3 protein-coding genes are annotated in these 25,374 nt (G+C 28.4%); all 3 read left to right on the top strand.

The features are described from left to right. Positions 1-185: 185 nt before the first annotated feature. The 3 genes from ASO20_RS00270 (at position 186) to ASO20_RS00260 (ending at position 20,087) form a co-directional block, all read left to right on the top strand. The gene (locus ASO20_RS00270) at positions 186-8,084 is read left to right on the top strand and encodes a hypothetical protein (RefSeq protein WP_157061688.1); all 7,899 of its coding nucleotides are present in this window, start codon (positions 186-188) and stop codon (positions 8,082-8,084) included. 141 nt (positions 8,085-8,225) lie between these two features. Next, positions 8,226-12,086 carry a hypothetical protein gene (locus tag ASO20_RS00265; protein WP_085055922.1) on the top strand — a complete coding sequence of 1,287 codons (3,861 nt, stop codon included), beginning with the start codon at positions 8,226-8,228 and terminating at the stop codon, positions 12,084-12,086. 165 nt (positions 12,087-12,251) lie between these two features. Then, complete coding sequence (locus tag ASO20_RS00260; RefSeq protein WP_085055921.1) at positions 12,252-20,087, top strand: hypothetical protein; 7,836 nt, start codon at positions 12,252-12,254, stop codon at positions 20,085-20,087. The last annotated feature ends 5,287 nt before the right edge of the window (positions 20,088-25,374 follow it).

The following is a 25,374-nucleotide window of genomic DNA, read 5'->3' as shown; positions in this document are numbered from 1 at the left end:
AAACAATTTTCTAATGAGAAAAATAATTATGTAGTCATTAAATTTAAAAAATAAATTAATAAGAATATTATAATTCTTTAAAAGTGATATTAAAAATTGAATTGCTATAATAATGGTATGAATTAGGATTATCAAAAGTATTGGATATTTTCTAATCGTAAAATTTATAAGGAATGGTAAATATTTTGAATAAAAAAATTAAATTATTAACACTTGTTTCAACATTGACAACAGTTGGATTAGAGCCGATAAGTGATCTAGCGAACGCACAAACTATGAAAGATGGTTCTAATGATTCTAAATTGAATACATTTGAGAATTTTCTTAAGAGTTCTAGTGGAGGAAGTTACTTTAAAGTTGAAGGTGAAAATCAGATAACAAATACTAACACTTCACCATTTGTTGGTTATGTACCTACAACATTTGATGGGGAAGCGAGTTTTGATAATGGTTCATTCACTTCTATCAAAAATTACAATTATTTAGTTGTACCTTTTTGAGCGGCATCCACAAAAAGACCTCATTTTGATTCGTTTGCTTCATATGCTATCGATTCTATTACTAAACAAGTTACTGCGATAAATAGCAAAGTTAATTTAGGTTATGATGTAGAAAATAAAATTATATTGCCTCCGCAATTAGTTGGCGAAGATCTAGTAACTTTTTTTCGAGATGTAGATTCAAAAAACCCATACGGGAAGGGCGAATGAACTGTTGGAGTTACTAATATTAAAACAGGTGATTATACAAGTTATTTATTAACTAATGCAATAGGAAATAGTACAGCAAATTTCAGAAATATTTATGTAATGGTAGATGATCCAGATTCTTTAACGCCAAATTATTACTTAGCAACTTATGAGTATACTACCGAAGGTAAAATTACGGTTTTAAAATTAAATAATTTTAATCCAAGAACTAAAAGTTATGAAACTTCTACACATAATAGTTACATTGTTAATTATTCTAATACATACGATGTAATGTTTGGAAATGGTTTTGCTGTTCCAAAACATAGCTATGACGTAGACGCCGGGCAAGGACAACCACTGTTTGGTTGAAATAATTTGCTTCAAGCTGATGGAGTTAAACCTATTACAGTTGACTATACACCATACACAAAATCTCGTGGTTATTGATTGTTTCAAACAGACAAAGGTTTAATGTTCGCAAATCTTGGTAACGATTTAGGAGGTAAAGCTAATTTACAACTTGGAATTATTGATTCTAATAATAAAGCAAAACCTACAGCAAATTTTTCTTTTGCCACAACGGATGGAAATTTTGATTTTTATCAAGGAACTGCTATTACGTTTTCCTTTTTTAAAGGAGATGATGATATTTATTATTTGGTTCCTAGTGGAGTTAAATCTGATACTCCAGATATCTCATCATTACCAGTTAGTTCACAATATTTTGCTTTTAATATAGAGAACCCTAATATTACTAACTTAAATTCTTATAACTATAATGATGCAAATGGTTTATTTAAAGATAGTCAAAACTTTTCAAGTTCTCGTATTAATTATATAACTTCCACAGGATCAGATATTTTAACATCGGATATTCGTTTAGCATCATCTACAATAACTCAAAGACATTTCCGTACACAAGCAAATTCACTAATTGACAAATTAACTTCGTTTTTATCACAAAACCTATATTTTGTCGATTTAACGGATGTATATAACAACTCTGCAAACAATTCTCAAAAATTGGCAGTTGAAAAAATGGCTCAGTGATTAGGAAAAAGTGGAAACTATACATTTTCTCCGATGACTATAGATGAGATAAAAACAGCATTAATTGCTAATTTTTCAACAGCAATCACAGATCTTGAATTAACTCAAATTATGAACGATTTCATTGACGTTCAATCTTTACAAATCCAAAACTCATTAAAAAATGCATACAATAATTGAACAGTTACAATCGAAGAAACGACAGATGGAACTGGTCATCAATGAGGTTGATATAATCCACAAAATTTATTTTTAATGTTTCCGGCGTATATTATTGATGCAGATAATGGTTTGATATTTGATAATACTGATACAAATTTAAAAAACCCAAGGGTCGGATTACAAAGATTAATAACTGAATTTCAGAAAAAATTAGCAGCTGGAACACCAATTTCGTTTACTAATTTCTTAGACCAATACATTAATCCAACTCCTGGAGGCATAATTGAACAAGTTTTAATTGATTTTAAATCATTTAATAAAAATCAATTAGATTGATTTAGACAAAAAATTAATTCTGAATTTAACACTTTTTATTATGGTTTTTCAGATTTAAATCAAACAAATGATATTATTTGAAATTATTTTTTACAAGACACTAGCCACGAGTTATTTGGTTCGATTGACCAAATGGTTGAGAAATGAAAAGTAGTAATGAATGATGCCGCTTTTAATGGAAAATCAGTTGTTAATTTTTTTGTTAATTCTAAAATTTGGGCAAATTTATCTATAGACAAACTTGTAGGTAAGGATGCTGCTGTAGAACAAATTGCTTTTGAGTACACGAATGAATTTTTAGATTTTAAAAATATTAACATTAATTCTTTTAATGCCGTTATTGATGATTTATATGATAACTTCTTACAAAAAGAATATTTAGGTTATGGCGATCAATCTACTTCTGAAAAATTAGATGTATCTATGTATTTTTCAGGAGATCCAGTTTTAATTATGAAAAAATCTGATTTTATTGTATCGTTTCCTCATAACGCTGGAACAGTGTACACTCATTTTAGTAAATTTTATTCATGAACACCTGGGTCTGGAAGACACGATATACAAAGAACAGCACAATTTAATGATTGAGTAACTAGTCAGAAAACTTCATTAATTGCAGATTTTGCGGAATTTATTCATTTAATTGAAAATAATTATTACGGATATGCTAGTTTAGCTGGAAATAATATTACCAAATATATGCTTCCAACATTAGCTGTTGACTCTTCTTTAGATTCCAATGTTTTAGCCGATGCCTATTTTCAAACAGATCAACCAATAGAACTTAATTTACTTTTAGGACGTTATGGAACTAAATCATTAATTGAAAAATTTAAAGATCCGCAAAATCCAGACACAAAGGCATGAATAGATGATCAAAAAAATCAATTAAAACCATTCATCCAAAATATAATTGATTCAGTTAAAGATCGTTACTATGGCTGAATTTTACCAAGTGACGATTCTTCAGCTTCAAAAATAGATTATTTGTTAGGATACTATCCTTTAGGAGTAGAATTAGATGCGGACGCTATTATTGCTACATTTAAAATAGATCAATTACCTAAGGACTTGTCTGGATTGTTTGGATTAAAATCGTATGTTAATGATATAGGTCAAAAAGATATTGATTTATTTAATTCTCAACAAGTTAAACAAATTCAACTAGGTCTAGAAAAAATTATTAACAAAATTGAAAAAGGATATTTTGGATATTTACCTCAAGGTGAGGCAGTTAAAAATGGTGCTATAGTGCAAGTAATTTTATATGGTCATAAACCAGGTACAAAGATAGATATAACAGAAGTGTCATCTTATTTTAAAAATGGTTTTGAAGAGGGTAAAGCGGGTTACCCAAAAAAAGTTCAAATAGGGAGGTTTTTAACTCAGCTTTTAAATAGTTCAGACTTAGATGATTATGTTAATGATCAATATAACCAATTATTAGCGGATTTCAATTATGCAATAAATAAATTGAAATTAAATTATTATGGCTTTGATATGAGTAATGAAGGCGACTTAAATAGTAATTTTCTTATTAGATATGGAATTTATCATGAACTTAACGATTGATCAGCAAAAGTTGTTATAGATAACTTTTTGAAAAATTTTCCAACTGACATCCCGACGCTAGAAGGAATTTGAAATGTTGCTCCTTATCTAAAAAACACTATTAACGATGAAAAAATATTCACATCTATTTCTGATTTTCAAGAGAAAAAACTTCAAGAAATTTGAAACTCAGATGCATTTTTCTCAAAAATTCAGCAATATTGATATGGATATTCAATTAATGACATCAAATTGCCTAATGGTAATCTAAGTATTCTTTTACTTACAGGTCTTCCGTCTGGTTCTGCATTAGAATCAGTTTCATCATTTGAACGTTTTAAAAAGAATATGGCAGAGTTAGGTGGAAATAATGGAATAATACCTATGTTCAAAATAGCTGAAATTTTAGATAATTATCTTAATTTAACTACTGAAATTCAAATGTTTATAGATATTCAAAATAATGCTGGTATCGATACTATTGCTCAAATAATGCAGGAAATTATTAAATATAATTGAAGAGTTATGGATAATATTGGTAAAGAATACATAGAACTGTGATTTAACTTTCCAGAAGACTATAGTTCAAATTGAGAAGCAGTATTAAACCCTAAATCGTTTGAAGATGCGTGAAGTAGTACTGTGGATGCATCTAATTCCTTATTTAAAGGAGATAACATTTATAATAAATTAAATACGGGGAAATTTAAAGAGGATTTAAAACAATATATCGATGGGGGAATATCGCAAGTTCGTTCGAGAATTGAAAATATTTTTAGTTATTTAATTAAGTATTACTGAGGTTTTAATTTTACTCAAAATTGAGAAATTTCAAAACCGAATGATGAAGACACTGATGTTTTCGAAGGAGCGAGATACATTTTTGCGTTTTTCAAAAACGATTTTAATTCTTTTGGCGGTACAACATTAGAACTTCCTACTTCAATAGATGAAATGCTAGCAACTTGACTTCAAAATATTCAAGGAAGCACTTGAGACGATTCTGCATATGATGGTAAGGAATCACCTAATTATACTTCTGTAATGGCTAAATTGTATTCAATGTTAGACGGCGGAGGTTTTGTAGAAAATTTTATTAATTATCAGAAAGAAAAGTTTGGTGAAGTTTTTAGATCGATTGCAGAAAATTATGTTAATAATTATTATGGATATGCAACTGGTGACGATTTGTTAACTTTAAAAAATTGATTTGGTACGCAAGAAAAATTTTTAACAATTGATGAAATATTAGTGGTTGCTATGTCTTATATTCAAACATTAGACGTCAAATTAATTAGTACAGCGATTGGTGATTTATCTACAATATTAGGAACAGGACAGGATTCTGAAATAGATGGAACGATTCTTGGTAGAGACTTTAAAGCTGCAATGGATGATATTAATGCCATTAGTCGTGTGTGACGTAACAATTACTACGGTTTAACTGGATATACAGGGAATTGATTCAAGGAAACTTTTAACGAACAAGAAAATAACTGAAAGGATATAACAACTCATGCCGGTTTCGCTTCACTAAGAACAGTGGCTCTTGAAAAATCTCAGTTCATTAAGGATTTTGCTGCAGATTTCGGAATAGGCGACCAAAATTTATTAGATTTTAGAGCTTATCAAGAATCGGAAATGTCAAAACTATTGCAACCGATTGTTGATTTCTATAATCAATGATATATGGGATATAATACAACTGAAACGTATTTATTAGAAAAAACAGATCCATCATTATCGACTGGTTGAAATTATGCTGATGTATTTGCTAAAATTAGTAATTCCATTATAAAAGATAGCGAAACTAAAAATTGAGAAGCGCAATATATTCGTTCAATATATGATGGAAACGTTAAACAAAATAGTTTTCGTTCAGAACAAATGAATTCATTAATTACTTCGATAAATGATGATTTTATTAACAATTTCTTAAAAAATAATTACTTTGGATATAATTTCGGAGCTGGCATCCCAAGTAATATTCAAATGATATTAGATTGACAAAATAGCACAGAAATTAATGCAATATGAGATACTACATATTGAGGATCTGATGCATGAGCTAGCACAACAGCTTCAACTTATAAAATTTTTAATTCTATAGATGCGAATCATCATTCTAATTTACAACAAGGAAAAAGTTTTAAAGATGTTTTTAACGACTATATCACAAAGAAAATAGGAACAATTAGTGCAGAGTTTAGTAACTTTCAATTGCAAGCATTGTCAATAGAATTAACTTCATTAATTTCAAGATATCAAACAGCATACTTTGGGTACACTTCAGCTGAAGTAATAAATTCTAATTATTTACCAGGTTTAGTGCCAACTTCTAATGGTAATTACAATTGAAGTATTGAGGATGCAATAAAAATTTTAATAAGTGATCCTGGAAATTATCAAGATGCTAATCGCCACACGAATGGGAAATGATTACATAATACTGCAGTTGATTCAATAACTAAAAAAATTGATCAAGAACCGGATAATTTTGTAGCAAAAGAAAAAGCAGCATATGATGCAGAAATTGCAAGAATCATATCGGACTATACAAAAATTTTCCGTGGTTTTATGAATGATGTTAATGGAAATAAATTAAGCTATAAAACATTAGGTGGAGATGATGCTATTGCTAATGGAGTATTTGTATCTAAAGCAATCGATGTAACAACTGAAATATTTAATAAACAAGCTTTCGAAAATTATCTTCATGGAATGCGCAATACATCAATTACAAATACAATATGAGAGGCTAATATTTTAAGTGGATATGACAACGATCGCGATAATTTTAAAGCTGAGCAAGAGCAAATTTTACGAAACTCCTTGGAATCTGTTCAGGCTAAATATAATGCAGTTTCAAAAGGTTACTTTGCAACATTTAATGGAACACCATTACAATATCCAAATTTACCGGGATGAACAATGGGGCCGACAGGTACGCAAATCGACTTTAATTTAACGATAGGTATTCTAGATCAAGAAACTTATAATAACATGGAAACTCCAAATGCTTCAAAAGCCCTATATCGTTTGAGTTCTGAAATATATAAAAAATATGATGACAATGTTCAAAATTTTGCTAATGAGCAAATTGAATTGATTAATCAAGATCTTGCTTCAAATGAAATCCCCTTTATTCGCCAAACAGAAATATTCGATTTCTTAAACGAAACTGAAAGCAATAAAAATTGAAAAACACAACCAACTTATCGTGGAGATTATAGTCATCTTAATGCTTCAAAAGAAGCGTTAGTTCAATTTTTAAATAAGACAGGGAACCCAGTATCGATTGCAGATTTAAATAGCATTACGTCAAATTGATATTCATTGACTGAAGGTCCTGATAGTACAGATTGAAATAATCCTAATGCTCGTCATACATTTTTATTCTTTGCACAATACGGAATGCCATTACAAATTGTTTATGAACCAGGTGAATCACTTGGAAAAATGCGTGTTTCGCTAATTGAATTAAATTCAGGGCAACATTTAATTAATGGTGAAATTGATTCAATTGAATTTTTACCAACATCACAAGAAGGAAATCAAATTTATGGACCTACCTTAATTATAAAAAGAGGTAATCAAGAATTTAACTATCGCATAATTTCCTCTAACAATAGAAACCCATTTGATGAATTATTATTTACTATAGCGGATATTTCAACAGGAACACCAGTTTATGATTTAGCACAAAAAATCACAATAGCCAAAAACCTAGACACTCCAACAACTATTGAAAGTTCGTTGGCTAATATAACATATGACAAAACAACTTTTAGTTTATCTAATTTTTCTCCAAATTATGATGGCACCTTTGATTTACAAGCTCAATCTGAATCAGGTGTGAATAAGATAGAAAGTTTGGCAACTTTGCATCAAACAACTAAAGCTGTTCGTGATATTTATATTCAAATGGGTATCGGTAGCGATTTAGAAAGTGAAAGAAAATTACGCTCTAATATTGCAATTATGTCCCCAGATAATAGAAACAAGGTGTTATCAATAGATGAAGTAATTAGTCGTTTACCATCTCCAACCCCTCCAATCGAAACTGGATCTGGACCTTTAAATTGAATTATGCCACTTATTATTGTTGTGGGTGTTTTAACAGTTGTTGGCCCACTTGCTTATTTAATTATTCGTAAGTTAAGATTAAGAACTGCTACAAATAAAACGGTTAAAAGATTTTCTACCGAAAATATTAAAGTAAAAAATCCTAAAAGAATAACTAAATCAAAAGTAAAAGGAATTACTAAATCTTTATTCAAAAATAAAAAATAACGCTTAGCGTTATTTTTTTATTTCCTTTAAAAAAATATAAAAATTACAATTGTTATAATAATCTTATAGGGAAAAATTGATATTTTGCAGCATAATTTACTAATTTTATCTAAATTATAAATTTAAAAAACGGAGGTTTTGATGAGTGGAAAAATGAAATTATTTGCATTATTTTCAACACTAACTACAACAGCATTAGACCCTATTGAGAACCTATTGAATGTTCCAATCCAAAAAGACGAAAATGATTTTCAACATCAATCATTGTCTGAAAATTCGATAATAAAAGAAAAATTGGTAGTTAATACTTCTAAAAATGATGGAAATTTATCACCAAATACAAGTGAATCAATAAAAAGTAAAATTACTGATGTTCTAACGATGTTGCAAAAGTATTATTTTGGTTATGAGTATGACTTTACATTATCACGCGAAAGTTTTACCGGTGCTAAAAAAATTGCCTCTTTTTTTTATAAATCGAAAAATATGACAAATCAACTTAATTCATCAGTTGATGAAATATTTGAAAATTTAAAAACAGAATTAAAGTTGGATTTATTAGTAGCAGAAGGCGAAGAATACCAATATATAAGCGACTATCTTACTAGTTTATACATTAATGATGGTCAAAATTTAACTCCACGTGAAGATTTAGAAAAATATAAAAATTGATCAATTTCACAGCTGCAATATAAAATTGGACCAATTGCTAAAGCGTATTATGATAATTACTATGGTTATGCATCAAGTGAAGATTTAGCTAAATTATCATTATGATTTGGTGTAAAAGATAATGAGGTCATAGATTTTAATGAATTAAAAATTAATATGCTTAACTACGCACTATCTAATGTTAATGCTAGTTTAATTAAAAATTCTGTGGATAATTTTGCTACGGAGTTAGGAATTATTGATGAAACACCAAATAACAATACTATTTTAGGAAGAGAATTAATATTGATTATTAAAGATGTTGAAAACATTAACCAAATGTGACGAAACAATTACTATGGTGTTAAAAATTATGCTGGAGAATGATTTAATTTAACATATGATGAACGAATTGATAATTGAAAAAATCCGACAACTCGTGAGGATGTTAATCAAATTAAAAAATTAGTAACTAATAATTCACAAACATTAAAAGAAACCTTACAAAGTTACAAAAACGAATTTCAAAATTTAATAAATTTTAAAAATTATCAGTTAAGTGAAATATCAAAACTATTGCAACCGATTGTAGATTTTTATAACCAATGATATATGGGTTATCAAATATCATTAGGCAATGGGTTAGAAAAATTAAATCAAAAATCTTATAACTGAGAATATGATGAAGTCTTTAACAAAATTACTAGTTCAATCATTAAAAATAAAAACACTTCATTGTGAGAATTTAACTACATTGATTCGAATTATGGTTCTAATACCAAACAAAATGCTTTTCGCGATGAACAAATGAATGCTCTTGTGTTAGATATTAATGATAATCTAATTGGTGGTTTATTCAAGAATAACTATTTTGGTTACAATTTTGGAGGGGCTATTCCGTTAAATATTCAAAAAATTTTGAGTTGACAAAATAGCAATAAACTAGATGCAATATGAAATATAACCAATTGAATAGACGGTGATTGAGGAAATCAAAATACTTCAACATACAAAATTTTCACATCAATAGATGAAGAACATAATAATAATTTATTAAAAGGGAGAACGTTTAAAAACGCAATTGATGAGTATATTCTTATTACTAGTGATTCCATAGGGCAACAATTTATTAATTTTCAATTACAAGCTTTATCTATTGATATAACTAAACTAATATCTAGATATCGAGAAGCTTACTTAGGTTATTCGAACCCAGTAGTAGTTAATTCAACATATTTACCTGGTTTAGTTAAGATATCTAATGACTTATATGATTGAAATTTGAATGATACAATTAACACTTTAAAATTGGACGATGGTTATTATCAAGATGATAATCGCTTAAGTAATGGTCGATGATTATATAATAACGCATTAGTTACAATTACAGCAAAACTTACTAGTGAAACGGATAATTTTAGTCAAAAAGAAAAAATTGCTTTTGATAACGACTTGACAAAAATAATTTCTGAGTATAAAAGTGTTTTTCGCGGTTTTATGAATGACGTTAATGGAAATAAATTAACATACAAAACTCTTGGGGATGATGACGCTTTAACTAATGGAGTTTTTATTTCTAAAGCGATTGATGTTAGTTCATCTATCTTTGATAAAGATTCTTTCAAAACATTTGTAAAGCAATATCGTAATAGTGGGATTCCAAACATAAAATGAGAAGCTGATATTATTAAAAATTATCGTAATAATATAAGTTTATTTAAGAATGAACAAACGCAAATATTTCGTAATTTTCTACTAATGGTATCCGATCAGTATTACAAATTCTCTTTAGGGTACGTCGCAACCAATAACGGGACATCTTTAAATTTCCCTAACTTGCCATTTTGAACTTTTACAAGCAATAAACCAACATTTGATATAGATAAAGCGGCAATTATTTTTGATCAGGAAACATATAATCAGCAAAAAACTCCTATTCCTACTGCAAAATATCGATTAAGTTACGACGTTTGAGAAAAATATATGAATAATCTCTTAAATTACGAAAAAGAACAATATGAGATATTAAAGCAAGATGTTGGAATAATTGATCAGGGATTTGTTCGAAAATTGGATATTTTCAATTTTTTACAAAATGAAAAAATTAATAAATCTTGATCAACAAATCCTACTTATCGTGGAAATTTCACTGATGATTCAATTGTAAAAAGCACATTAAAGAATTTTTTTTCTCAATTTAACCCAAACTTGTTAGGGTTAAATAATATAGATCTAAATTGATATTCATCAACGGCTGGTGGGGATGGAGCTGATTGGGGAAACATTAATTTAAATCACAGTTTTACTTTTCTTGCGCAATACGGCATCCCTTTGCAATTATTTTATGACCCATTAAAACCTAAACAACTGTTAACTAGTATTTTGGATATTAATACAAATGAATATCTTTTGAAAGGGAAGATCGATAATATTTCATTTTTGCCGAGTTCACAAGATGGCAATATTGTTTATGATGAAACTATAGTAATCACAAAAGATAAGCAACAATTTATTTATAAATTAATTCCTTCAACTGAAGGTGGACAATTTAAACAAGTTTTATTTGCAGTTGCCGATCTTACAAACGGAACTCCTAATTATACTAAAGCTCAAAAAATTACAATTATGAAAAATTCTGAAACCGAAAATAGTATTGAAAGTTCTTTAGCGGTCATCGAATATGATTTAGAAAATTTTAGTTTTTCAAATATCTCACCCAATTTTATGGATAAATTTGTTAAGAATGTTAAAAATGAAAATAAAATTGAAAATATTTTTGCATATCATAGTGCTACCAAATTTATTTACGATTCTGTTATTAAAATAATGGTTGGTTACGATCAAATTAGTAAAGAAAAAATTTGTAGCAATGTTAATATTTCTGACTCAGAATTTAACAATGAAAATTATTCAATTAATGAATTAATTAGTAAGTTGCCAAATAATCTTTCACCAATCAATCCAATTACCAATACACAATCTAGTTTTCCAATTTGGGTTATACCTATCACCATAGTTTTATTTGTAACTTTTATTGGAATACCTTTAGTTTACGTTTTAATTCGCAAATATAAAAAAAATAAAATCGTAAAAATTAAAAACTTTAAAAAAGTATCGGCACCTAAAAATTTTAAAAAAGCATCAAAATCACAAGTTAAAAAAGGAATCAAAAAATCAAATACAAAATCAAAATCCTCTACAAAATCACAAGTTAAAAAAGGAATCAAAAAATTAAATACAAAATCAAAATCCTCTATAAAATCACAAGTTAAAAAAAGAATCAGGAAGTCAAATACAAAATCAAAACCCTCTACAAAATCACAAGTTAAAAATAAAACCACTAAAAGATAGATAATAATAGAAAATAAAGTATTTTTGTTTAAAAAAAGTATTAAAAATTACAATTGCTATAATTATAAATATATGTAAATAAAAAGCTAAAATATTTGTCATTTTTGTGTAATTAACGATAGTTGAACATAAGAAAATTATTTAGCGAATTAGAATAGGAATTAAATGAATAAGAAGATTAAATTAATAACAGTTTTTTCGACAGTAGCAACAACAGCAGCTGAACCAATTAGCGATTTGGCTCAAACTCAAATTAACGAGAAATCACAAGAAAATACACAATTGCAATCAAAAAATGGCAATTTAAAAGAATGAGTTGGTGGAGGATACGATTTAATTTCTTCAGAAACACCAACAACAGAAACAATTTCCTCACCTTTCACGGGGTATGTTCCATCTACGTTTGACAACACCAAAGCAAAAATTTTCGATAATGGAAGTTTTAACACTATTCAAAACGATAGCTATGTAGTTGTTCCTTATTGAAGTACTGCAACGAAACGACCTTATTACAATTCTTTTGCTGCTTACTCAATTGATTCAAATACTCAACAATTATCTACTTTAAGTAGTAATACAAAATTAGGTTATGATGTTACAAATAAAGTAATTCTTCCTCCGCAATTAGTTGGCGAGGAACTTGTAACATTTTTTAGAGATTGAAATATTGAAAATCCATACGGTCTTGGAGAATGAAGTGTTGGGGTGACAAACATTAAAACAGGGGATTTTACGACATATTCTCTTGCTGCTTCTATCGGAGAAAGTACAATTAATTTCCGTAATCTTTACATTATGACTAATGAAGATCTATCTAGTCCTACTTATTATTTAGCGTTATATGAATATAACGAATTAAATTTAGGAAAATTGCGAGTATCTGAAATAAGTAATTTTAACCCTAGAAATACTAGTCATGCTTTATCATCAATAAACGAATTGGATATCTCAGGAAAGGCAGGAATTCTTTCTGAGACAACTGATCTTATTTTTGGAAATGGTTATGCTACGCCAAAACACAAATATTCAACCAAAGAAGATAAAAATAAACCTTTATTTGGTTGAACAAATTTATTAGAAGAAAACCAAATTAAACCAATTGATTTTGATTACGCCGAATATGGTAATTCTAAGGGATATTGATTGTTCCCATCAGATGAAGGGATAGTAACAGTTAATTTAGGTGATGATGGAAAAGGGAATGCTAGTTTAAAATTAGGAACTATTGATAGTAACAATAAAACAACTCCATCGGCAAAATTTTCATTTCTAACAGGAACTAAAGGTAATGGCAAGTATGATTTTTATGATGGGACATCAATTACTTTTACTATGGTGAAAGGTTATAAAAGTACTTATTATTTAATCCCAAACGGAGTAAAGGATGATAGCGGGGATATAAAATCTTTATCACAAGGAACTCGTTACTTTGGTTTTAATTACGCTAATGGAGTTATTTCAAACTTAAATTCTTATGATTATAATGCTGGTAATAATATTTTTAAGAATAGTGATAGTTTTAAAAATTCTAAACTAAATTATATTGCATCATTTGGTTCAGATTTGATAACTGTCGACACAGATTACGCAGCTAGTATTGCTTCGCAAAAGCATTGACGTACTCAACAAGAATCATTAATTGACAAACTAACGTCATTTTTATCAAAAAATTTATATTTTGTAGACTTGACATCATTTTACGCTAATTTAGCGACTGAAGAACAAAAAGCAAGCATCGAAAATTTAGCAAAATGACTTGGTAAAGATGGTGATTTTTCATTTGCTCCGATGACTATTGAAGAAATGACAGATGCTGTTGAAAGAAATTTATCGATGAATGTAACTGATGCTGATATTGATAAGATAATCAAAGACTTTGCAGTAGTTCAAGCAACCTTAACCAAAAACTTATTGCAATTAACTTATAATAAATGAATTATATCTATTGAAGGTTATGCAAATGGAACAGGTCATCAATGAGGTTGATATAACGAAAATAATTTAACTAATATGTTTCAAGCATACGTTATAGATAACGAAAAAGGTTTAATATATGACAAAACAGATACCGATCTTGAAAACCCTAAAGAAGGTTTACAAAAATTAGTATCGGAATTTCAAAATAAGCTAGCAACTAATACACCGATTAGATTTCAAAGCTTATTAGATGCATATTTAGAACCTGTATCGGGTAGTGATATTGAAAATACTTATAATGAATATAAAACTTTAGGTACTAAACAATTTGAGTGGTATTCTAATAGAATTTTGGATGAATTCAAAGGCTTCTATTATGGTGTTGATGATCCATATGAGAATAATTTAATTTTAGAAAAATTTTTAAACAACGGACTTCTTATTACTGATTCAAAAGAGCTTTTAAATAAATGAAGCAATATGATGAGTGAAGCATCGTATGAAAATATGACTGTATTAGAATCATTATCAAAAGCAGAAGTTTGAGAAAACATTCCGGCAAGTAAAATTGCTGGTAAGGATGCGACCTTAGAACAGTATATTTTCGAATATACAAGTAAATTAAATCTTTATAAGGATTTTGTATTAGATTGATTTAACCAAATGTTGAATATTTTTGAATGGTTTTTGCAACACAATTACCTCGGATATGGTGCCGAAATTGGGTCAATTAACATAGATTCATTTATAGATTATTCTAGTGGCGAACCTGTTTACAACCGTGAATGAATGATTAAAAATTTTGTTAATGGGAAAGCGACTTTTGAATTTTTTAACAACAACTTTGGGAAACTTTGTTTAGAAAAATCCGAAGGAAAATTCGAAGGAAAATTCTATATAGATAGTACTGTTCAAGCTGTTGGAGATACGTTAGTTGAAATGATGCAAAAGCAATATGATATGTTCTGAGCTAATATTGTATCAATTGTCAATTCGGTTGAAGATTACTATTTCGGATACAAAAGCACTATTAACAATGACTTTATACGATCACTATTTGGTGGTTCTGCTGAAGAAACTAAGTTAGATGCCAATACTATTAGAGATTTTTATTTTCAAAATTCTGCTGGCAATGCTTACGCTATAAAATATAATTTAAACACGCATACATCTTCAATAGAAGAATGAAAAAAAGATCAAAAAGATCAAATTATTAGTGATTTACAAAAAATTATTGATGGTACAAAAGGGTTTTATTATTATGGATTTCCAAATTCGTCAGAATTAGAAGAAGCTCTTCCAGCATTACTGGGTAAATTACTTTTTAACTTTAATTCAGGGGACGAGCTTACAGCTGAAAATATTTTCTCATCAATTTCTAAGGAGAAGTTACCTAAAACTTTAAATGGATTATGAGAATTAAAAACATTGGTTGAAGGTATAGATTCCGAGGACATTCGATGATTCTTTATAGATCAAGAAAATTTATTTAACACTTCTCTTGATAAGATTTTAGATTTATTTAAACAAAATTATTTTGGCTTTGCTCCATCGCAATCTGTAATTGAAAGTGATGAATTTTTACGATTTATTTTTAATGGACGTCAAGAAAATGAAAATTTAGATTCTAAATATATTATCGAAAAATACAAGGAGAATTATCAAAATGGGGATGTCGAACTACCGCAACCATGAAAAATTAATAATTTTTTAAAAACCCTTGATAAGGATGCCTCTGCAAAAATTTTATTTAATGATCAATTGAATAAAACTATTGAACGTATGACAACACTTTTTTCTTGAATTAGCCCTTGATTTTATGGTTTTAACCCTAGGATTCTAATGAATGAAGGAGTACTTGTTGATGAATGAAATGAAGTTGGGGTTTATGCTATGATGGGGTGAACGTGAGGTCAAGCATTAGATCCAGTAGTATTGTCAAAATATATGTTAGAAAACATATCAGAAGAAATTACAGATATCGGTTGATCGATGGCAGAATATATCGGAGGAAGATATCATGTTAAAGCATTTTTCGATAATTTAACTCAATCAGGTGAACATGTAACTACACTTATTGACTTCCAAAAACAGGATCTTAAATCAATGTTTAATGATCTTATCACCAAAATTAAGAAATATTATTTAGGTTATATTAGTGAAACAAATTTTTGAGCAAATAATTATATATTATTAGGTTTACCTAATGGAACTAATTTAGAAAATATTGATTTGGATGGTTTATTAGCAAAATTTATTGATAATGTCATCCAATCTGGTGGAAATTGATTTCCTAGATTATATGAAGTTGAACTTTATATTAATAGAGACATTTCTAAAATTGATCAATTCGAACAAGAACAAAACAAAAAATTTGAAGACGATGTTACAAAAATTATAAATTCCGTAAAAGAAAATAATTGAGGCTATAAAGAAGTGTCTATACCGGAATCATTTTATAGTTTATTTTTTTCTGAAGATCGTCAGGAATATTTAACAATTGAAGAAACAATGGATATAATTCGAGAAAAATGTGATAGTGATAAAGGAATATATAGTGTTTTTTCATTCTTAAATGAAGAACAATTGACTGTCGAACTAAAATCATTTGTAACAGGGCAAACAGAGCAATTGAGAAACGACTTGCTGGCAATTTTTCAATTGCTAAATAAATATTATTTTGGGTTTGAAATGACATCATTTACCGCCCCGAGTGAAGTATTTGCGGGTTCAATGAAAATTTCTTACTTCTTTTATGAAAAAGATACTCAAACTGATGGATTACCAACGGATTTTGAGGAATTTGTGTCATTATTTACAACTCAAATTATGCATAGCGAAATAGTTAAAGACAAAGAAAAGCGCAATACTGTTGCAGATTTTTTGCGTGGTTTATATAGTAATTCTAGCGGAGAAAATGAGGCGCAGAATGAATTAAAAAGTTACAAAAATTGAGCTGAACCAAAATTGACAAGCATTTTAAATTCTCTAGCTCAAGACTTTTTTGATAATTACTCAGGATTTTCAAACGGTGATGACCTATTAAAATTAAAATTATGATTTGGTTTACCAAATAACGGAATGATTAAATTAGAAGATATTTTAACAAATTTAAATAATTATATTAAAACATTGCCGTTGAAAAAAATTAATTCTTCGCTTCAAGAATTTTTAAAAGAGTTAGGAACGAGTGATGAAACTACAATATTGGGTCGCGATTTTAAAATGGCAACCCAAAAAATAAGTGAAATTAATCAATTGTGAAGAGATAATTACTTAGGTTTCACGGGTTACACAGGAAATTGATTTTTCGTTACTTACAATGATGCTAATAACAATTGAAATGAAATTATAACAACAAGAGATCTTAACACTGCGCGACAAAAAGCATTTGATGATTCGCAAAAGTTACTAAGTGAATATGTTAGTGATTTTGGGTTAAGTTCTAAGAATCTAATAGATTTCAAAACCTTTCAAGATAGTGAAATGTTAAGAGTTCTTCAATCAATTGTAGATTATTACAACCAGTGATATATGGGTTATCAAATATCTTCAGAACTTGAGCTAGAAACAACAAGTCAAATTTTCAATCGTGGTTGAAATTTTATAGAAGTGCGTGATAAAATTACTAATTCAATTGTCAAAGATAGTAAAACTAACATTTGAGAAGCACACCATATTCAAACTAAATATGGCGAATCAGGATTAACCAATTTTAAAAACGAGCAAATGAATGCATTAATTGCTAATATTAACGATAATTTAATTAATGATTTTTTAAAGAATAATTATTTTGGTTATAACACTAATTTAGAGATTTCAACTAATGCTAAAATATATTTAACATGACAAAATAGTCAAAATCCTGATGCTATATGAGACACATCATCTTGAATTTATAATGATTGATCAAGTAAAGATACATCAACTTATAAAATTTTTAGTTCATTAGATGAAAACCATGCTAGTGATTTGCAATCTGGAAAAACTTTTAAAAATATTTTAGAACCATATTTTACTCAAAATATTGAATCACCAGCTTTTGAATTCGCATTATATCAAGTAGATGAATTAACTTACGATATATTTTCATTAATTAGTGATTATCAAGATGCATATTACGGTTACACATCACAAGATGAAATTAATAAAACGTTTTTACCAGGATTAACGAAGACATTAAATAATAACTTTAACTGGTCATTAAATGAGTCAGTTAAAACTTTAAAAGACGATGTTGGGCACTATCAAGATCCTAATCGTGCGGTTAACGGGAAATGGCTACGAAATAGCGCAATTGGAATGCTTACTGATCGATTGACGGTAGGTAACGATAGTTTTATAAATAAAGAGAAAAATGCTTATGAAGCGGATTTAGATCAAATTATTACTGAATATCAAACATCATTTCGCGGTTTTACGAATGATGTAAATGGTAATAAATTGTCTTACAAATCTCTCGGTGGAGATGAAGCCATTGAAAATGGTGTCCTTATTCAAAATTGAGAAGGAGTAACTTCTAAAGTATTTGATAAAGAAGCTCTAAAATTATTTTTAAGTGGATCTCGTAATACATCAACAACCCCAACATGAGAAGCTAATTTAATTTCCATTTATAGAACCAATTTAGCTAATTTTCAAACTGAGCAAACAAATATTTTCCGTAACTACTTGGAAGATTTGGCAAATAAATATGCTAATTCTTGAAAAGGGTATTTTACTTCATTTAATGGTTCACCTTTAAAATTTAATAATTTCCCTGGTACAAAAATTAATCCAGATAAATTTGAAATTGATGTCGAACTAGCAATATCATTGCTTGATGAACAAACTTTCACAAAAATGGCAATTCCGAGCATTGATGCGTTGTACCGATTGAGCTATGATGCTTGAAAATTTTTCACTGACGAATTAAAAAATTTTGAAAGTGAACAAACTGAAATGTCTGATAAAGATGCTTCACTAACTAAACCAGGATTTACTCGCCAAGAAGAAATTTTTAATTTATTAAGTGAAGAAGAAGGGGATACTACATGAGGAGCAAAACCTAATAGTCGTTTTAATTATCAAGATAGTAACTTAGCAAAACAAGCACTTGCTGCGTTCTTAAATCAAGCAGGGGAACAAACTTCATTAGCTGATTTAAACGATATAACATCGAATTGATTTTCTTCATTCCAAGGAGACAAAGGTGCAGATTGAAATGATGTTACTACAAAACATAATTTTATGTTTTTTGCAGAATACGGAATGCCGTTACAATTATTTTTTGAACCATCTACCCCGTCACTTTTAACAAATTCTCAAATGAAGGCTTCTATCGTTAATATACAAACGGGAGAATATATATTAAATGGGGATATTGATTCTATTAAATTTACAGCAACATCTAAAGATGATGATAAAGAATATGGTCCGACTCTTGTTATAACAAAAGGAACGCAACAATTTACATATAAAATGATGAAATCTGATGGTAAATCTAATTATGACCAAATGTTGTTTGCAGTAGCAGATATTTCTTCAGGAACTCCAGCTTATAGTTTGGCTCAAAAAATCACTATTAATAAAAGTTTTACAAACAACGATAGTTCTGAAAGCACAGTATCAGTAATTAATTATGATGAATTAATGTTTAGTTTTTCTAATTTATCATTAGATTATGACGGTTCAAGCACATTACCATTACCGGTCGAATGAGGAATCAATACATTAAAAAGTGTTAACATTTTTCATCAAACAACAAAAGTTGTTAATGATTTATTTATTCAAATTGGAATGGGTAATGATTTAATTACTGGACATGAAGTTCGTTCTAATATTAGTATTATGAGTCCACAATTTGATAAAACAACTCAAACAATAGATGAAGTAATTAACCGTTTAGCAAATCAACCAGAAGAAAAAAAATTATTTAAAGCACCATTGGCCAAAACAATAAACAACATTTCTTCAACGCCAATTTGAGTCAAAGTTTTAGTAGCATTATCAACTATAACTATTATCGGACCAATTATCTTCTTATCAATTAAACGCATTAAAAAAATAAAAAATGCCAAATTATCAAAAAATTTAGATAAGTAGTGAATATAAAAATAACGCTAAGCGTTATTTTTTTTGTTATAAGTATTAGAATTATTGAATTGCTATAATTAATGTAGATATATAAAGGCTTATCTTAAAAAAATAAAGTGTATACTCACATTTTTGTTTAATTTTAATGTAAATTACATATATCAAGTGAGGATTTTATGAATAAAAAATTAAAATTATTAACACTATTATCGACTATAACAACTTCCGCTTTAGAACCGATCGGGAATGCAAATACACCTTCAACTTCTGATGAAAAAGAAAATTATTTTTCTCAAAAATTTAATTCTAATTTATTGAGTCCAACATCTTCCGGAGGTAGTTATGATTATGTAACTGGTCAAAATCCAATTACGCATTATGACACCAACCCATTTATTGGTCATGTTAAAAGTAATTTCGATAATCCATCAGAAACCACTTATGATAATGCTGGTTATACTAGTGTTCAAAATGAAGATTATTTAATTGTTCCTTATTGAAACATTGCAACAAGCAAAGCACATTATAATACTTTTACATCTTATTCTATTAATCGAGAAACAAAAGTTTTAACATTGATTAGTGAAAAAATTAATCTTGGTTATGATGTTAGCGAAAGTGTTTTATTGAAACCTCATATTATTGGAGAAAATTTAATCACTTTTTCTAGATTATGAAATACTGATCATCAATATGGTACTGGTGAGTGAACTGTTGGTGTTACCAATATAAAAAGTGGAAGTTTTTCCACTTTTAATCTTAATGATGCTCTAGGAGGGATCAGCACTGCAAATTTTAGAAATATTCATTTAACAACTATTCCTGGTGATAATTTGAAAGTTTATTTAAGTGTTTTTGATTATCTTGATGATAATAACGCTAATCTTCGCGTTTGAGAATTGACAAACTTTGACGTTTTAAATCAATTTTGACATAAAACGGAAATTAATAATGTAAATGTTTCTTCATCTGAACCAGGTTGATATCCGGGAACAAGGGATTTAGTTTTTGGTGATGGTTTTGCCACTCCGAAACATGAGTACCTTAATAAAGGCGGGAAAGAATATCCATTATTAGGATGAACAAATTTATTTGATAAAGGAGATATTAAACCGATTAAAGTTGATTTTGAACCACTACCTTATGCCCGCGGTTATTGATTATTTAAAACCACAGATGGTCTAGTTTTTGTGAATTTAGGTGATGATGGCGGAGATGATGCTAAATTGCAAATCGGTTTTGTAGACAGCGATAACAATGCAACTATTTCGAACGTTTTAAAATTTCCAAAAGACAATCCACAATTTGATTTTTATGGCGGAGTTAATGTTACTTTGAATTTTTTTAGAGGTTTCAATGAAACATACTACATGATTCCAAATGGCATAAAAAAAGACGATGCATTTTCAGCCTCTCAACTACCAAACAGAACAAATTACTTCGCTTTTAATGTTGTAAATAAAGACGTTACTAATTTATCTTATTACAATTGAAATACTGAAGGATATCTATTTAAAAAATCAAATCAATTTACTAATTGAAAATTAAATTACGTAGTAACAACTGGTGTTGAGATGGTTGTTAATAGTCACAATTTAGATAATTTTAAACAAGAGCGATTTCAAACCTTTCAGGCAGCTATTTTAGATAAGTTTTCTTCTTTTTTAACTCAAAATTTATTTTTTATTGATTTGACGGATGTATACAATAATGATGCAACCACTGAACAAAAAACATCTATTGAAAAAGTAGCTGAATGAATTGGCAAAAAAGGAGATTATACTTTTGCGCCAATGACAATTTTAGAATTAGAGAGTGCTGCAAAAAGTAATTTACCAGAGAGTGTTGACATTCAAGAATATTTCACAACTATAAATAATTTTATTTCTATTCAAAAATATGCTGCTAAAAAAATTATTGCTGATACTTATGTGAAGTGAATTTCTACAATAGAGGAAACTACAACCGGTCATCAATGAGGTTGATATAACGAAAATAATTTAAAAAACATGTTTCCAGCATACATATTATCAGGAAGTAATGGTTTATTTTATGTATTAGACGACAATGATGTTACAAATCCGCTACAAGGACTACAAAAAGCGATTGATGAATGAAGAAATGAATTGAGATCAGGAACTCCAACGAGATTTTTAGAAAAATATTTAAATCCAGCACCTAGTAGTGATATTGAAAATACACTTAATGAATATCGTGACTGGGGTAAAAATCAATTAAGTTGATACTATCAAAAAATCAAGAATGAATTTAGCACATTTTATTATGGTTTTAAAGATACAAATGCACAATTTGACGAGTATTGAAATTTATTTATAGACCAAACAAACCGTAACAATTTTGATAATGTTGATAAACTGATATCTTCTTGAATCGAAATTATGAAACAATCAAAATACGATCAAACAACAGTATTTAACTTTTTGTATAATGCAAGAACATGAAATAGCATGGATGTTTCAAGTTGAGCTGGGAAAGATGCTAAAAATGAAAATTTTACCTTTGATTACACAACGGAATTTGAACATTTTAAAGGTATAAATACGCTTTCATTTGATGCAGTTGTCGATGACTTTTATGATACTTTCTTGAAACAGAATTTTTTAGGTTATCCTGATTCAGCTACACAAAGTACATATGATGTTAGTCAATTTTTTAGAGGAAGTTCTGAAATTATTACGAGAAGCGAGTTTATTGCAAAATTTAGTCATGATGCATCTTTTTACAACTATTTTAATTCGTTTTATACGTGAATTGCTAGTGAAACAAAATATTCTGTTTCTAGAAATCAACATTTTTCAGATTTTGCAAAACTACAATATACATCACTACAAAGCGATTTTGAAACAATAGTTAGTTTTTTAGAGCAGTATTATTACGGATTTAAAAGTTCAATTCAAAATAAACTAACTAATGATATACTTGGAAATTTAAATATCGGTGATCAAATGAGTGCAACGATTTTAATTCAAAATTTTAAAGATAATCCGCCATTAAGTGAATCAGATTTTCCTGGAATTTGAGCAACAAAAACGTTTTTAGAACAATTTAAAAAAGAAGATAATGAAAATTTTGTCACATGAAAGGATGATCAATTAACTCAATTGACAAATAAGATTGAATCGATTGTTAGTCAAGTAAAAAATGATTACTATGGTTGAATTTCGAAATCAGGAGAAACTGGGACAATTAGTAAAATAGACGAATTACTAACTAACTATTCTGAAAATTTAGAATTATCATCATCAAATATTATTTCTACAATTAATAAATCTAGTTTACCGACAGGAATTACTTCATTACATCAAATCCAAGCACTTTTGGAAGCAATCAACGAACAAGAAATACAAAAATTTAAAGATAACCAAAATAGTAATATTACTCTTGAATTTACTAGAATTTTGACTCCAATTATTTCAGAATATTATGGTTTTGCTTTTTCAGATTCGCTATCTAATAATGTTATTTTAAAGTTTATTCTAGCTGGTCATTCTCCAAATACATCGATTGACATTGCAAAATTAGTTCTTAATTTTAAAGCCGAAGTTGTTGCTAAAAAGACTGATTTTCCAGTAATGCATGCAACAGCATCATTTTTATCACAAATAATAGACCAAGGGAAAGAACTTGCAAACGATCAAGTGGCACATTTTAATACTTTTGTTGGGACAATAATATCTAATTTAATTTGAGGTTATTTTGGTTATAATCCTTCATCTTCCTTGTCAAATAATTTTTTTGCTAAAACACTTTTTGAAGGGCACGTTTTTGGTTCGCAAATCGATAAATCGGTAATGTTGCAAAAATTTAAGGATTCGATAGAAAATCGCTTACCTGGATACCCTGAAAAATATCTTACATCTCAATTTATAGATAATTTAACAGCTAACGGTGGCGATGTTGAAAATTTTATTTTTGATCAAAGCATTCAATTAAATAACGATTTTGAGAAAATTGTTAATTTAATTTCCAATTCTTGATATGGTTTCTCAGCAACAGAAACAATGACTGATAATTATATATACAAGTATTTTTTAGCTGGACAAAATTTGGATGAAGAATTAGATGCAAGTACTTTATTGGAATATTTTAAAAACAATTTTCTAACAAATGATATAAACATAGCCGGGCAATGAGAAGTTAAAACTTTTATTGGACAAATAACTGAAGATTCTCAAGCAATAAAAGATTTTATAAAAGATCAAAATGATAACTTACAAACTATTTGAACATCTGTTTTAAATAAAATTCAAAGAAATTATTATGGATATATATCCGAAACCACCTCATTAATCACAAAAACAATTTTAAGTGGTGTAACAGATGGCGAAAAGTTAGATATTAGCACTTTATTTACTAATTTTAAAGGGAATGTAGTTGCAAAACAAGGAATCGATAATTTTCCATTACAGTATGAACTAAACAAGTGATTTTCAAATTTAGATGAAATCGCATCCCAAGATATGAATGATTTCATTGATGAACAAAACAATAAATTAGAAGATAATGTAAATACTATTATCAATGATATCATTACTAGTTATTGAGGTTACGGAAGTAGTGATGTTCCAAAATCGATTCTAGATGGATTTTTTCAAAATGATGAGAAAACACCTTTATCTAGTAATGATGCGATAGATAAAATTATTCAATCTGAAACTCGAGATGGCGAAGAAAATGCTTACCATATTTATACATATTTAAAAGGGATTATTGATGGAGATTTAAATGTCTTTATGGGTAAACAAATTGAATCGGCAAAGCTAGATTTAATTAATATTTTGTCGCTATTAAAAAACTTCTATTTTGGATATGAAATTGATTTTTCATCAGGAACAGAAGTTTTTGCGGGGGCTAAACATATTGCGCTATTTTTTAATCATGATGGAAATTTTACAAATGATTTACCAGGAACAGTTGATGAATTATATAATTTGTTCAAAACACAATTACTTCAAAGTGATATCATTATAAATGATGGTAAAGATTATTCAACTGTTTCTTCTTATTTGAAAAGTTTATTTTCAAAAAATGGTGATGTAGTTGAACCTCTTGGTGAACTATTAAATTATAAGATTTGATCTGAAACACAAAAAGCTAACACAATAGACACAATTTTGCAAAATTATTTTGATAATTATTATGGTTACGCAATCGGTAATGATTTAAATAATTTAACTACTTGATTTGGTCCCCAAGGAACTTCAATGTTATCTCTTGCTGACCTAAAAGCAAACATGCTTGCGCATATACAAACACTTCCTCCTGCTTCTATTAA

Source organism: Mycoplasma sp. (ex Biomphalaria glabrata), assembly GCF_001484045.1.
In the GTDB taxonomy this organism is placed as follows: domain Bacteria; phylum Bacillota_I; class Bacilli_A; order Mycoplasmatales.
Note: the sequence above shows the minus strand (reverse complement) of the source record. Positions and strands in the feature narration are given on the sequence as shown.